The following is an 11,817-nucleotide window of genomic DNA, read 5'->3' as shown; positions in this document are numbered from 1 at the left end:
GGGGGGCGGGGGGGCGGCACCACACGGGGGGGGGGCGCGGCAACTTACCCCCCCCCCGCGGGCGGTCGCCGCGACCTCCGCGCGCCCCCGCCCGGCGAGTGCGGCGACGAGCCGCCACCCCCACACCGGAGCCGGGTCCGGGCCCAGCACCGGGCACCGGGCCGCCCAACCCACCCGGGGCCGGAGGCCGCGGGGCGGGAGGCCGCGGGGCTGGAGGCCTGGCCGGAGCCCGGCGACCAGGGCCGTATCAGCCGGCGGGTCCTCAGACGCGCGCGCCCCGCGTCGGAGGGGGTCCGAGCGGGGCGGGCGCGTGCGGGGGGGGCCGCGATATCCGGTGGCGGCGGGTGCCGTCGGCGTGGGAGGCTTCCCGCACACCGAAGGGGTGTAGCTCAGATGGCCAGAGCGCCGGTCTCCAAAACCGGATGCCGCAGGTTCGACTCCTGTCACCCCTGCCAGCGGCGCGCCGGCGCCGGATCCTCAGACGGATCCGCGCCAGCCGCCCGTCTGCAGGCCGCCGCGGTCCTCGATGAACGTCTTGAACCGTTCGAGGTCGCCGGCCACCTTGCGCTTGACGAAGCCGAGCTTGTCCCCCGCCTGTTCGGTCAGGCCCTCGGGGGCGAAGTCCATCTGGAGCATGACCTTCGTCCGGGTCGCGTCGAGGCGGTGGAACGTGACGACGCCCGCCTGGCGGGCCTCGCCCTCGACCGTCGTCCACGCGACGCGTTCGTCCGGGATCTGCTCGGTGATGACGGCGTCGAACTCGCGCCGCACCCCGCCGATCTCCGTGACCCAGTGGGTGAGCGTGTCCGTGCGCTGCTCGATCCGCTCCACGCCGTCCATGAAGCGCGGGAACGTCTCGAACTGGGTCCACTGGTCGTACGCGGCGCGCACCGGGACCTCGACCTCGACCGACTCCTCCACCTTGGACATGGCGACACCTTTCTCTCGTGCTGCGGCTGTGCGTGATGTGCGTACGTACGTGATGCGCGTACGTACGTGATGCGCGTACGTACGTGATGCGCGTACGTACGTGATGCGCGTACGTACGTGATGCGCGTGCCGGGCGGGGCCGGCGGCCGGTCAGACGCCGCCCATGCCGCCCGGGAAGGGCCACGACGTGCGGTAGTACTGGCCGACCTCCTCGCGGTACTGCCGGTCCGCGAGGTGCTTGTCGGAGACGAACTCGGGCGAGTCCTTGACCTGTTCCTTCGTCAGGGCGAGGTGGAGGGTCTGCTCCTCCAGGTCGACGCGGGTCACCGCCCGCGCCGGGATCAGGACCTCCTTGCCGAAGATCCAGACGCCCGTGTCGACGACGAGATAGGAGTCGTCGACCTCGTCGGAGTGCTTGTCCACCTTGCCGATGTGCCCGTCGGCGGCTTCGACCCGCCACCCGGTGAGGTCGGTCCCCGCCAGGTGGCCGGACTCGGTGCTGAAGGACCACAGATGGTCGGTCATCGCTGTCACTCACTCCTCTGTCGCTGGTTCACGGGGGGGGCGCGGCGCCGGACGTGCGGGCCGCGTCAGAGCAGGTCACGACGGTCGTCGTCGGTGACCGTCGGCGCCACCGGCGGGACCACCATCCGGCGCCGGCGCAGCACACTCGTGTAGACGGCGGTCCCGAGCAGGCCGACGGCCATCAGGATCAGGCCGACCAGATCGAGGTCGACGGCTTCGATTTCCCAGTCGGCGGCGAACGTGAGGATCGCGCCGACGGCGATCATGATGATGAACAGTCCCAGACCCATGGTTGGTTGCTCCTCCCCTGCGGGTTGGACACTGTCCGCGTACCCGGGACCTACGGGGTCATTCCGCCTCATTCCTCTTTACTGCGGGGCAAGTTGACGGACCGGCGGGTGTCTCCGGACCGGGGGCCGTCGTGTTCGGGCGGGGTGGGGGCGACCGTGGGGCTGCCCGGGGCCGGGGAGCCGGTCGCGGGGCCCGACGGGGCGGGCGGGGCGGTGGACGGGGCCTGGGGCGCGGTCCGCGGGCGCTCGTCCGGTTCCTCCGTGCCGGGCTGCCGCGGCGGCGTCGGGGCGACCGTGGGGCTGTGCCGCGGCGGGCGGGGGCTGTCGGGTCCGGACGTCTCGTGGTGTCGCGTGTCGTCGTCGCTCATGCGGGTCCGCGTGCCCTTCGCCCCGGACGGCAAACCGGGCATCCGGGACGGTCCGGCGGCCCCGGGGCCCGTACCGGCGCATGATGGGAGGGGTCGCCGGGCTCGGCCGGCGACCGGCGGCGAAGGGCGGTGCCGGTGGAAGGCGACACCTTGGGCGAGGTCCTGGCGGACGTCCTGGCCGCGTCCCACCGGCTGGCGCCCCGCGCGATCCCGCTGCTGGTGGCGGACGCCGGACGGCGGCTGGGGCTCTCCGGGGCGCGGGTCTACTTGGCCGACCTCCAGCAGCGGGCCCTGGTGGCGCTGCCGCCGCCCGAGCAGGCCTCCCGGCTCGTGGCGGGCGCCGGGGCCGTGGAGCTGGAGACGCTGCCCGTCGACACGTCGCTCGCGGGACTCGCGTACCGCACCGAGTCGGTGCGGCTGGGCCGGCCGGACGCCGACGGCGGCGAACGCACGGGCTGGATCCCGGTGGTGGACGGCGTCGGCCGGCTGGGGGTCCTGCGGGTCACCGCGCCGGACCTCGACGCGCCGCTCCTGCGCCGGAGCGAGGCCCTGGCCGGTCTGACCGCCCTGGTCCTCGCGACCAAGCAGCCGTTCGGCGACGTCCTGGCCGCGACGACCCGCACCCGGCCGATGAGCCTCCAGGCGGAGCTGCTGTGGGCGTTCATGCCGCCGCGGACCATCGGCACGGCGGCGGTGACGTCCAGCGCCGTCCTGGAACCCGCGTACGACATCGGCGGCGACGCGTACGACCACAGCCTGGCCGGGGACGTGCTGCACCTGACGCTGCTGGACGCCATGGGCCACGACCTCGCGTCGGGCGGGTGCAGCGCCGCGGCGCTGGCGGCCTGCCGGTCCACCCGGCGGGCCGGCGGCGGACTCGGCGACATCGCGGCGGAGATCGACCGCACGCTGGAGCGCTGGATCCCGGAACGACTGCTGACCTGCGTGATCGCCGACCTCGACACCGCCACCGGCCGGCTGGCCTGGATCAACTGCGGGCATCCCGCGCCGCTGCTGATCCGCGACCGGGGCATCGTGACCGGCGCCCTCGACACCGACCCGCACCCGCCGCTCGGCCTGGCCGGCCACGGCGTCGGTCCGCCGCCCGTCCACACGGCCCAGCTGGAACCGGGCGACCGGGTGCTGCTGTACACCGACGGCGTCACCGACGCGCGCTCCGCCGCCGGGGAGCTGTTCGGGGAGCGGCGCCTGGCCGACATCGTGGTCCGCGCCCTGACCGAGGGCCTTCCCGCGCCCGAGGCGCTGCGGCGCCTGATCCAGCACCTCCTCGTGCACCAGGACCAGCGCCTCGGCGACGACGCCACGATCCTCCTCGCCGCCTGGCACCCCGACTCCCGGTGACGTCAGGCCCCGGGCCGCCGGCCGTCGTGCCGCCGCGTCCTCACTCCGGGGTGAGCGGCGGTACGCGTTCGGCCGGGGGCGGGGGGCCGGGCGGGGTGCCGTCGCCGAACGGCCGGCCGCCGAGGGCGTCGCGGTGGTGCGGGATGAGCCAGCCCCGGAGGTCGGGGCCGGCGGGGACGATCCCGGTCGGGTTGATGTCGTGGTGGACGACGTAGTAGTGCGCCTTGATCTGCGCGAAGTCGATCGTGTCCCCGAACCCGGGCGTCTGGAACAGGTCCCGCGCGTACGCCCACAGGGCCGGCATCTCGGTCAGCTTCCGGCGGTTGCACTTGAAGTGGCCGTGGTAGACGGCGTCGAAGCGGACGAGGGTCGGGAACAGCCGGACGTCGGCCTCGGTGAGCGTGTCGCCGACCAGGTACCGCCTGCGCGTCAGGCGCTCCTCCAGCCGGTCGAGCCGGTCCCACAGCCTGCGGTACGCCTCGTCGTAGGCCGCCTGGGTGCGGGCGAAGCCGCACCGGTAGACGCCGTCGTTGACGTCCCGGTACACCGCGCCGGCCACCTCGTCGATCTCGTCGCGCCACCGTTCGGGATACAGCTCCGGGGCGCCGTCGCGCTGATGGGCGGTCCACTCGGAGCCGAGGTCGAGGGTGATCTGCTCGAAGTCGTTGGTGACCACCCGGCCGGTCGGCACGTCGACGATCGCGGGCACGGTGACGCCCTTCGCGTACCCGGGTGAGCGGGCCTCGTACGCCTCCCTCAGCCAGGTGATCCCGAGGACCGGGTCCCGGCCGCCGGGGTCGCGGTGGAAACACCAGCTGCGCTCGTCGTGCAGGGGCCCGGCGACGCCCATCGGCAGGACGTCCTCCAGGCCCATGAGGCGCCGCACGATCGCGCTGCGGTTCGCCCACGGGCAGGCGCGGGCGATGATCAGGCGGTAGCGGCCGGGTTCCACGGGGAAGCCGTCCCGCCCGTCGGCGGTGATCCGGGTCGTGAGGTACGTGCGGTCGCGCTCGTACGCGCCCTCGCCGCTCATCGCTCCGCGCCCTCCTCGCCTCTTCCGGGGCCCTCCGGCGCGGCGGGTGACCAGCGGGCGCTCACCCGTCCGCTGCCGGGGGCCAGCCCTTCCCAGCCGCCGGGCAGCTCGATCACCACCACGCCCGAGGTCGGGAACCCGTCCCGCACCTGCTCCAGCAGGTCCGGAGGGCCGCTCCCGCACAGGCCGGCGGCCAGCTCGTGGATGCCGGGGTTGTGGCCGACGAGGGCGACGGCGCGCAGGCCGCGGCCCCGCTCCCGCTCCCGCAGGACGGACACCAGCTCCGCCGGCGGAGTCTTGTAGAGGCGCGGGTCATGGTCGGCGGGCGGCGGGTCGTCCAGCTCGAACGCGGCGAGCTCCCAGGTCTCGCGGGTCCTGCGGGACGGCGAGCAGAGCACGAGGCCGAGGTCCGTCGCGTACCCGGACTCCGCGAGCCACCGTCCGGTCCGGGGCGCTTCCCGGCGGCCGCGCATGCCGAGCGCGCGGTCGAAGTCGTCGATCCGCGGGTCCTTGCGCACGGCCTTCGCGTGCCGCACCAGCACCAGCCGAACCCCGTCGCCTCCCGGCACCGCCCGCGAGGGCCCGGACTCCTCCGCCATGGCGCGCTCCTTCCACCCGCGTACGACCCGCCTCGCCGGGCCCGCGTACGGCCCGTCTCCGCTCCGGGACCTGCGCCTACCCCGTCCGGCCGCCGGCACGCGCCGCGGGTCCGGGGCCGGGGACCGCGGCTGTTCAGCCCCCGTAATGGACGGTACATTTGCGGTCTCAAGTTCCGCGTTCTGAAACAGGGGAGGGCCGGGCCGCACGGCTCCGCCGGGTGGGCGCAGCCTTCGGTGAGAGGTCCCTCCGGAGAAGGGAATCCGATGAGCCCCACCCTGGCCGACGAGATCCGAGGCCGGCTCGGAGAGCTGAGTCCGGCGGAGCGGAAGGTCGCCCGGGTGCTCCTGGCGGGGTATCCCGCCGCCGTGTTCGAGACCGTCGCGACGATCGCGGAACGGGCCGGGGTGTCGGCGCCCACCGTGCTCCGCTGTGCCGGGCGGCTCGGGTACCGGGGCTTCCCCGACCTCCAGGCGGCCCTCCGCGCGGAGCTCGACGCGCGCAACGCCTCGCCCATCACCCTCTACACGGCGGCCGAGCCCGCGCGGCGGGAGCCGGACGCCGCCCCGCCGGACGCCTCCGCGACCTCGCTCGGCGCGCGGGCCGCCCTGGTGCGGCAGGCGGTCGCGCAGACCTTCGACGAGGTGGCGCCGCACGAGTTCGAGGACGCGGTGGCGCTCCTCGCCGACCCCCGGCGCCGGGTCCACCTGGCGGGCGGGCGCTTCACGCACCTGCTCGCCGAATATCTGGGCCTGCACCTGATGCAGTTCCGGGACCAGGTGGGCCTGGTGCCCCACAAGGACGTGGAGCGCACGTCGTTCCTCACCCAGCTCGCCCGGCGGGACGTCACCGTCCTCTTCGACTACCGGCGTTACGAGGCGGACAAGACCCTCATCGCCGAACTGGCCCGGGAGCGCGGCGGCAAGGTCGTCGTCTTCACCGATCCGTGGCTCTCCCCCGCCGCCGCCCACGCGGACGTCGTGCTCACCACACAGGTCTCCTCCGACTCCCCGTACGACAGCCTGACCCCTGCCATGGCGGTCGTCGAGTCGCTGGTCGCCGCCGTCCTCGACCGGATCGGCGGCGACGGCCACGAGCGGATGAAGGAGGCCGAGCGGGTGGCCCGGCGCACCGGGCTGCTGTGAGGCGGGGCCGCGCGGCGGCCCACGGGGTCAGGGCGCGGGCGCGATGTCGATCCGCAGGCCGAGGAGGGTGCCGGGGCCGCCGGCGCCGTCGGTGTACGCGGCGAAGCCGGGTGCCTTGGTGAAGGTCACCGTGAACCGGGGTCCGGTCTCGTAGGTCGTCGCGGTCGCGCTGCGCTGCGCGCGGGTGGCGGCGAGCGCGCGGGCGGTGGTGCGGAAGGCGTACGGGACGCCGTCCGGGTTCGCGGTGGAGTGGAAGACGTCGCCGTTGGCCGGCACGGGCGTCGTGGCGGTGGGGGTGAGGGGCCGCTTGCCGGGGGCGACGCGCGGGGTCCAGGTGCGGGCGTCGTACCGGTCGCCGTCGGTGAGGTGGCTGTACCGGGCGCGGCGCAGGGTCCAGCCGTGCGCGGAGTTCCGCGCGCGGGCGTCGCGGAGGTCGAGGACGGTGACGCCGTTCGGGCCGAGGACGGTCAGGTGCTCGTGCGGGGTGCCGGGCCGGTCGACGATCAGGGCGGTGTTCTCCTCCAGGCCGTAGACGCGGTCGTGGCCGGTGTCGGCGGCGAGGCGCAGGGCGCGGCCCTCGCGGCCGTAGGCGCCGGTGTGGGTGTCGACGAGTCCGGAGCGGAGGAAGCCGAAGCCGCCGTGCGGGAGGTGGCCGAGGCGGGTCGGGTCGTCGAAGTAGCCGGGGGCGCTGCCGTCCCTGAGTCCTTCGTACGACTCGCCGCCGGTGACCATGTGGGGGCCGGAGGCGATCTGGGCGCCGGCGGAGGACCCGGCGACGACGGCTCCGTCCGCGAGCTTGGCGCGGATGGCGGCGAGGACCCTGGAGTCCTTGCGTCCGTCGCCGCGCAGGAGGGTGGTGACGTAGCGGTACTGGTCGCCGCCGCCGAAGAAGAAGCCGGTCATGGATTCGACCTGGGCGACGACGGCGTCGGAGTCGGCGTCGGCGACGTGGTCGATGTCGAGGGGGATCCACTGGGCGTCGGCGGCGCCGTGCCGCTTGAACACGCCGGCGTAGTAGGCGCCGTTGCAGGCGGAGTTGCTGCACCGGTCGGGGTCGCCCGCGTGCGGGTCCTGGCTCTCGGGGACGGAGGCGGCGGTGATGACGCCGATGCGGGCCTCCGGGCCGCCGGCGCGCTCGATGATCTCGCCGTAGACCCGGGTGTTGTTCTCCTTCAGCGCTCCGCCGACGAGCACGAGGGAGCCCGTACGGGCCCGGTCCGGGCCGGGTCCGGCGTGGGCGGCGGAGGCGGCCGTGGCGCCGGACGCGGCGGTGAGGAGGGCGACGGCGAGGGCGCCGGCAAGGACGGTGCGGCGGGCGGGGTCGGGCGGAACGCGCATGGGTGCCTCCGGTCGGGAGAGGGGCGGTGGGGTTCTTCTGCCTGCCGGGCGGACCGGACCCGTACCGGTCCGCCCGGCTCGGCCGTTGCCGGGCGGGGGGACAGCGCCCCCGCGCTCCGGGGCCGTTCAGCCGCTGCCGGCCTCCCCGAGGGAGGCGATCAGGTCGGCGAGGAGGGCGACGCGCTGGGGGACGCTGGTGACGTCGAGCCACTCCTGGGGGGTGTGGTCGGCGCCTCCGACGGGTCCCAGGCCGTCGAGGACGGGGACTCCCGCGCCGGCGATGAGGTTGGCGTCGCCGACTCCGCCGGTGGCGGCGGCGCCCAGCTCGATGCCGGCCGCGTGCGCGGCCCGGCACGCGTGGTCGAACATGCGCCGGGAGGCGGGGGTGTCCTCCATGGGCGGGCAGAGGTCGAGCTGTTCGACCTCGACGGTGACACCGGGGACGCCGGGATGACCGGCGGCTTCGCGGATGGCGCGGGTGACGCGCTGGATGTCGGCCGTCGTGGCGGCGCGGACCTCGATGCGCAGTTCCGCCTGGGGACAGACGATGTTGGCGCGCGTTCCCGCCCGCACGACGCCGACGTTGACCGTCACGTCGTCCCAGTGCCCGTTGAGGGCCTGGAGGGCGACGGTGAGGTGGGCGGCGGCGAGCGCCGCGTTCGCGCCGCGCTCCGGTTCGATGCCGGCGTGGGCGGCCCGGCCGGTGACGGTGAGGCGGAAGTCGGCGACGCCCTTGCGGGCGATGACGAGGTCGCCGTTCTCCCGGGCGCATTCGAGACCGAGTCCGTAGTGCACGCCGGCGGCCGTCGCCTCGATCAGCGGCCGGCTGGCGGGCGAGCCGATCTCCTCGTCGGGGGTGGCGAGCACGACCAGCTCGTCGTACGCGTCGACGCCGCACTCCCCCAGGATCTCCAGGGCGGTGAGCCCGGCGAGCAGGCCGCCCTTGTCGTCGCTGACGCCGGGACCGTACGCCGTGGAGCCCTCGATCCGGAAGGGGCGGGCGGCGGCGGTGCCGTCCTCGAAGACGGTGTCCATGTGGCCGGCGAGGAGGACCCTGCGGCCGCCCTCCGCCTCGGGAAGTCCGCCGCGCTTCCGGCCGACGAGCGCGTCGCCGGTCCGCTGCCCGTCGGGCCCGGCCGGGAAGCGGACGCGTTCCACGTCGAAGCCGAGCCGTACGAGCCGGCGCTCGATCCAGTCGGCGACCCGGTCGACGCCGTCGGCGCTGTAGGAGCCGGAGTCGAGGGAGACGAGCTCCGCCAGGTCGCGCAGGTAGCCGGCGCGGCGGGCGCGGGCCAGGCCGAGGAGGTCGCCGAGCCGGTCCTGGCGGCGGGTGGGGGTGCTCACAGGACCTTCGACAGGAAGGCGCGGGTGCGCTCCTGCTCCGGCTCGACGAGCACGCGGCGGGGGTCGCCCTCCTCCACGACGACTCCTTCGTCCATGAAGACGGCGGTGTCGCCGACCTCGCGGGCGAAGCCGATCTCGTGGGTGACGACGACCATGGTCATGCCGTCCGCGGCGAGCTGCCGCATCACGTCCAGGACGTCGCCGACGAGTTCGGGGTCGAGGGCGGAGGTGGGCTCGTCGAAGAGCATCAGCTTGGGCTTCATGGCGAGCGCGCGGGCGATGGCGACGCGCTGCTGCTGGCCGCCGGAGAGCTGGGCCGGGTAGTGGCCGGCGCGGTCGCCGAGCCCGACGCGCGCGAGCAGGTCGTGAGCGTGGGCGCGCGCTTCCGTGCGGGGGACGCCGGCGACCTTGACGGGGGCCTCCATCACGTTCTCGACGGCCGTCATGTGGGGGAAGAGGTTGAACCGCTGGAAGACCATGCCGATGTCGCGGCGGCGGTCGGCGACCTCGCGCTCGCGCAGCTCGTGGAGCCTGTCGCCCTGCCGGCGGTAGCCGACGAGTTCGCCGTCGACGGTGAGCAGGCCGCCGTCGACCTTCTCCAGGTGGTTGATGCAGCGCAGGAACGTCGACTTGCCCGATCCGGACGGGCCGAGGAGGCAGCAGACCTGGCCGCGTTCGACGGTGAGGTCGATGCCCTTGAGGACCTCCAGCTTCCCGAAGTGCTTGCGGACGCCTTCGGCGCGCACCATGGGGGTGCTCATCGGCTCTGCTCCTTGCTGTTCTTGCCGAACCGCTCCGCGGTGCCGCCGAGGAGGCGCCGGAACGGCGAGACGTGCCCGGCGCGGGTGGTGCCGCGTCCGTACCGCCGCTCCAGCCACGCCTGCGGCACGCCGAGGAGGGTGACGAGGGCCAGGTACCAGATGCTGGCGACCACCAGCATGGGGATGACCTGGTAGTTCTGGGCGTACACGTCCTGGATGTTGGACATCAGGTCGTGGGCGGAGATGACCGAGACCAGCGCGGTCATCTTGAGCATGTTGATGGTCTCGTTGCCCATCGGCGGGATGATGACCCGCATGGCCTGCGGCAGCACGATCCGGCGCATGGTGAGCGCGGGCCGCATGCCCAGCGAGTGCGCGGCCTCCGTCTGGCCGGGGTCGACGGACTGGATGCCGGCGCGGACGATCTCGGAGGCGTACGCGGCCTCGTTGAGTCCGAGGGCGAGGAGGGCCGCGACCGCGGGCGTCAGCAGGGTGTTGGTCTCGGCCTGGAAGAACGTGACGTCGGTGAAGGGGATGCCGATCTTCACGTACGTGTACAGGGCGGCGGCGTAGCCCCAGAAGATGATCTGGACGAGCAGCGGGGTGCCGCGGAAGACCCAGACGAACGCGTTGGCCAGGCCGTACAGCACGGGGCTGGACGAGAGCCGCATGACGGCGATCAGCGTGCCGAGGCCCAGACCGAGGAGCATGGCGGCGGCGGTGAGCCAGAGGGTCGTCGCGAGACCGTCGAAGATGAGGTCGGCGAAGAGGTAGTCGCCGACGACGTCCCAGCGGAGGTTGTCGTTCTTGGCGAGGGAGCCGATCAGTCCGACGAGGGCCAGCACGGCGGCGATGGCCGCGATCCAGCGCGCGTAGTTGCGGACGGGGACGATCTCGAGTTCCCCGGTCAGGGGCTGCTCGGGGGCGGTGGGGCTCGGGAGGAGCTTGGCGGTGCCGGGCATCTCTAGTCCACCGCCGCGTTCTTGGTGGCTTCCTCGACGGCGATGGAGGCGACGCCGTACTTGCCGTACACGGCGGCGACCGTGCCGTCGTCGATGAGCTCCTGGAGCGCCTTCTGGATCGCGTCGGTCAGCTGCGGGAGGTCCTTGCTGACGGCGATGCCGTTCGGGGAGGCGTTGTAGCCGCCCGGGGCGGCGGGGTCCTCGGCGAGGTCGAACGCCTTGCCGTCGTCGGCGGTCTTGGCGACCCAGCCGGCGGCGGGCTTGGTGAGGACCTGGGCGACGACCTTGCCGGAGCGCAGGGCGAGCTGGGCGTCGGAGTCCTTGGGGAAGGTCTGGATGTCGATCTTCCCCTTGCCGGACTTCTCGCAGGCGGCCTGGTGCTCCTTGAGGAGGTCGAGCTGGTTGGTCGCGGTCTGGACGGCGACCTTCCGCCCGCACAGGTCGTCGAGGGTGGTCACCTTCGCCGGGTTGCCCTCGGCGACCAGGATGCCGGAGCCGGACCGGGAGTAGTCGACGAAGTCGACGACCTGCTGCCGTTCCTTGTTGTCGGTGATGGCGGACATGGCGACGTCGAACTTGCCGGCCTGGATGGCGGGGACGATGCCGTCGAACTTCTGCGGGGTGAAGGCGAACCGCACGCCGAGCTTCGCGCCCAGCGCCTGGCCGAGGTCGTAGTCCAGTCCGGTGAGGGCGGGTTCGCCCTCCTTCACGAACATCTCGAACGGCGGGTACGGGACGTCGGTCGCGACGCGGACCGCACCGGCCTTCCTGATCTTCTCCGGGAGCAGGTCGTGCAGCTTCTGGTCCTTGACGATCTCCGCGCCGGCGATGACGACCTTGCCGGAGGGGGCTGCGGCGTCGTCGCCTCCGCAGGCGGACAGCGACGCGAACAGGGCCGCCGCGACGGCGGCGGCCGTGGTGGGGCGTGCGATACGAGCGTTCATCGCGTGGAACCTCTCGGTGATTTCCTGCCGACGGAATCGGGCCGTCAGACACAGCAGAGAAGTTACATATGCAGGTTCGAACTGGCTAGATGTAAGTCCCATTACGTTCACGTAACACGCCCCTCACCTCCCTCACATGCGCAGTATCGACAGGTTCGCACCACTCAGGAGAGGCACCTTCGCAGGAATCATCGCCGTAACGGCCTTACATCTTCCGC

General features: G+C 73.6%; 12 protein-coding genes and 1 tRNA gene. 3 read left to right on the top strand and 10 right to left on the bottom strand.

Going from position 1 to position 11,817, the window contains the following annotated elements:
* Nucleotides 1–378: 378 nt before the first annotated feature.
* A tRNA-Trp gene (locus ACFVQZ_RS28840) sits at nucleotides 379–455 on the top strand.
* 22 nt (nucleotides 456–477) lie between these two features.
* On the opposite strand, the gene ACFVQZ_RS28835 is transcribed toward ACFVQZ_RS28840, so the two are convergent.
* From ACFVQZ_RS28835 to ACFVQZ_RS28825, 3 genes are all read right to left on the bottom strand, one after another.
* The gene (locus tag ACFVQZ_RS28835; protein ID WP_030498506.1) at nucleotides 478–930 is read right to left on the bottom strand and encodes an SRPBCC family protein; all 453 of its coding nucleotides are present in this window, start codon (nucleotides 928–930) and stop codon (nucleotides 478–480) included.
* A gap of 150 nt (nucleotides 931–1,080) precedes the next feature.
* Nucleotides 1,081–1,455 carry a PRC-barrel domain containing protein gene (locus ACFVQZ_RS28830; RefSeq protein ID WP_030498505.1) on the bottom strand — a complete coding sequence of 125 codons (375 nt, stop codon included), beginning with the start codon at nucleotides 1,453–1,455 and terminating at the stop codon, nucleotides 1,081–1,083.
* Nucleotides 1,456–1,520: 65 nt separating this feature from the next.
* Entirely contained in the window at nucleotides 1,521–1,745 is a 225-nt protein-coding gene (locus ACFVQZ_RS28825; protein ID WP_030498504.1) for a DUF6458 family protein, read from the bottom strand.
* Between the two features lie 503 nt (nucleotides 1,746–2,248).
* On the opposite strand from ACFVQZ_RS28825, the gene ACFVQZ_RS28820 reads away from it, so the two are divergent.
* Nucleotides 2,249–3,475 (top strand): PP2C family protein-serine/threonine phosphatase, encoded by a 1,227-nt coding sequence (locus ACFVQZ_RS28820; protein WP_321193532.1) that lies wholly within the window; start codon nucleotides 2,249–2,251, stop codon nucleotides 3,473–3,475.
* A gap of 40 nt (nucleotides 3,476–3,515) precedes the next feature.
* On the opposite strand, the gene ACFVQZ_RS28815 is transcribed toward ACFVQZ_RS28820, so the two are convergent.
* Nucleotides 3,516–4,508 carry a glutathione S-transferase C-terminal domain-containing protein gene (locus ACFVQZ_RS28815; RefSeq protein ID WP_030498502.1) on the bottom strand — a complete coding sequence of 331 codons (993 nt, stop codon included), beginning with the start codon at nucleotides 4,506–4,508 and terminating at the stop codon, nucleotides 3,516–3,518.
* A complete protein-coding gene (locus tag ACFVQZ_RS28810; protein WP_383627500.1) occupies nucleotides 4,505–5,107 on the bottom strand; it encodes a SixA phosphatase family protein in 603 nt (200 codons plus the stop codon). Before ACFVQZ_RS28810 ends, ACFVQZ_RS28815 begins: the two co-directional genes overlap by 4 nt.
* Nucleotides 5,108–5,371: 264 nt before the next feature.
* On the opposite strand from ACFVQZ_RS28810, the gene ACFVQZ_RS28805 reads away from it, so the two are divergent.
* Nucleotides 5,372–6,250 carry a MurR/RpiR family transcriptional regulator gene (locus ACFVQZ_RS28805; protein ID WP_030498500.1) on the top strand — a complete coding sequence of 293 codons (879 nt, stop codon included), beginning with the start codon at nucleotides 5,372–5,374 and terminating at the stop codon, nucleotides 6,248–6,250.
* A 27-nt stretch (nucleotides 6,251–6,277) separates the two neighbouring features.
* On the opposite strand, the gene ACFVQZ_RS28800 is transcribed toward ACFVQZ_RS28805, so the two are convergent.
* From ACFVQZ_RS28800 to ACFVQZ_RS28780, 5 genes are all read right to left on the bottom strand, one after another.
* Nucleotides 6,278–7,588 (bottom strand): cyanophycinase, encoded by a 1,311-nt coding sequence (locus ACFVQZ_RS28800; RefSeq protein ID WP_383627497.1) that lies wholly within the window; start codon nucleotides 7,586–7,588, stop codon nucleotides 6,278–6,280.
* A gap of 126 nt (nucleotides 7,589–7,714) precedes the next feature.
* Nucleotides 7,715–8,932 carry a M20 family metallopeptidase gene (locus ACFVQZ_RS28795; protein WP_383627494.1) on the bottom strand — a complete coding sequence of 406 codons (1,218 nt, stop codon included), beginning with the start codon at nucleotides 8,930–8,932 and terminating at the stop codon, nucleotides 7,715–7,717.
* Nucleotides 8,929–9,693 carry an amino acid ABC transporter ATP-binding protein gene (locus tag ACFVQZ_RS28790; RefSeq protein ID WP_030498497.1) on the bottom strand — a complete coding sequence of 255 codons (765 nt, stop codon included), beginning with the start codon at nucleotides 9,691–9,693 and terminating at the stop codon, nucleotides 8,929–8,931. Before ACFVQZ_RS28790 ends, ACFVQZ_RS28795 begins: the two co-directional genes overlap by 4 nt.
* Entirely contained in the window at nucleotides 9,690–10,655 is a 966-nt protein-coding gene (locus ACFVQZ_RS28785; protein WP_383627490.1) for an amino acid ABC transporter permease, read from the bottom strand. Before ACFVQZ_RS28785 ends, ACFVQZ_RS28790 begins: the two co-directional genes overlap by 4 nt.
* Before the next feature lie 2 nt (nucleotides 10,656–10,657).
* Complete coding sequence (locus ACFVQZ_RS28780) at nucleotides 10,658–11,599, bottom strand: ABC transporter substrate-binding protein (RefSeq protein ID WP_383627487.1); 942 nt, start codon at nucleotides 11,597–11,599, stop codon at nucleotides 10,658–10,660.
* Nucleotides 11,600–11,817 lie beyond the last annotated feature (218 nt).

This window comes from Streptomyces sp. NPDC057854 (genome assembly GCF_042797055.1).
Lineage (GTDB): Bacteria > Actinomycetota > Actinomycetes > Streptomycetales > Streptomycetaceae > Streptomyces.
Note: the sequence above shows the minus strand (reverse complement) of the source record. Positions and strands in the feature narration are given on the sequence as shown.

What these genes read in the sequence shown, in the direction of transcription:
- ACFVQZ_RS28835 (WP_030498506.1), bottom strand. Translation starts at nt 930, where the DNA reads ATGTCCAAGGTGGAGGAGTCGGTCGAGGTCGAGGTCCCGGTGCGCGCC.
- ACFVQZ_RS28830 (WP_030498505.1), bottom strand. Translation starts at nt 1,455, where the DNA reads ATGACCGACCATCTGTGGTCCTTCAGCACCGAGTCCGGCCACCTGGCG.
- ACFVQZ_RS28825 (WP_030498504.1), bottom strand. Translation starts at nt 1,745, where the DNA reads ATGGGTCTGGGACTGTTCATCATCATGATCGCCGTCGGCGCGATCCTC.
- ACFVQZ_RS28815 (WP_030498502.1), bottom strand. Translation starts at nt 4,508, where the DNA reads ATGAGCGGCGAGGGCGCGTACGAGCGCGACCGCACGTACCTCACGACC.
- ACFVQZ_RS28810 (WP_383627500.1), bottom strand. Translation starts at nt 5,107, where the DNA reads ATGGCGGAGGAGTCCGGGCCCTCGCGGGCGGTGCCGGGAGGCGACGGG.
- ACFVQZ_RS28805 (WP_030498500.1), top strand. Translation starts at nt 5,372, where the DNA reads ATGAGCCCCACCCTGGCCGACGAGATCCGAGGCCGGCTCGGAGAGCTG.
- ACFVQZ_RS28800 (WP_383627497.1), bottom strand. Translation starts at nt 7,588, where the DNA reads ATGCGCGTTCCGCCCGACCCCGCCCGCCGCACCGTCCTTGCCGGCGCC.
- ACFVQZ_RS28790 (WP_030498497.1), bottom strand. Translation starts at nt 9,693, where the DNA reads ATGAGCACCCCCATGGTGCGCGCCGAAGGCGTCCGCAAGCACTTCGGG.
- ACFVQZ_RS28785 (WP_383627490.1), bottom strand. Translation starts at nt 10,655, where the DNA reads ATGCCCGGCACCGCCAAGCTCCTCCCGAGCCCCACCGCCCCCGAGCAG.
- ACFVQZ_RS28780 (WP_383627487.1), bottom strand. Translation starts at nt 11,599, where the DNA reads ATGAACGCTCGTATCGCACGCCCCACCACGGCCGCCGCCGTCGCGGCG.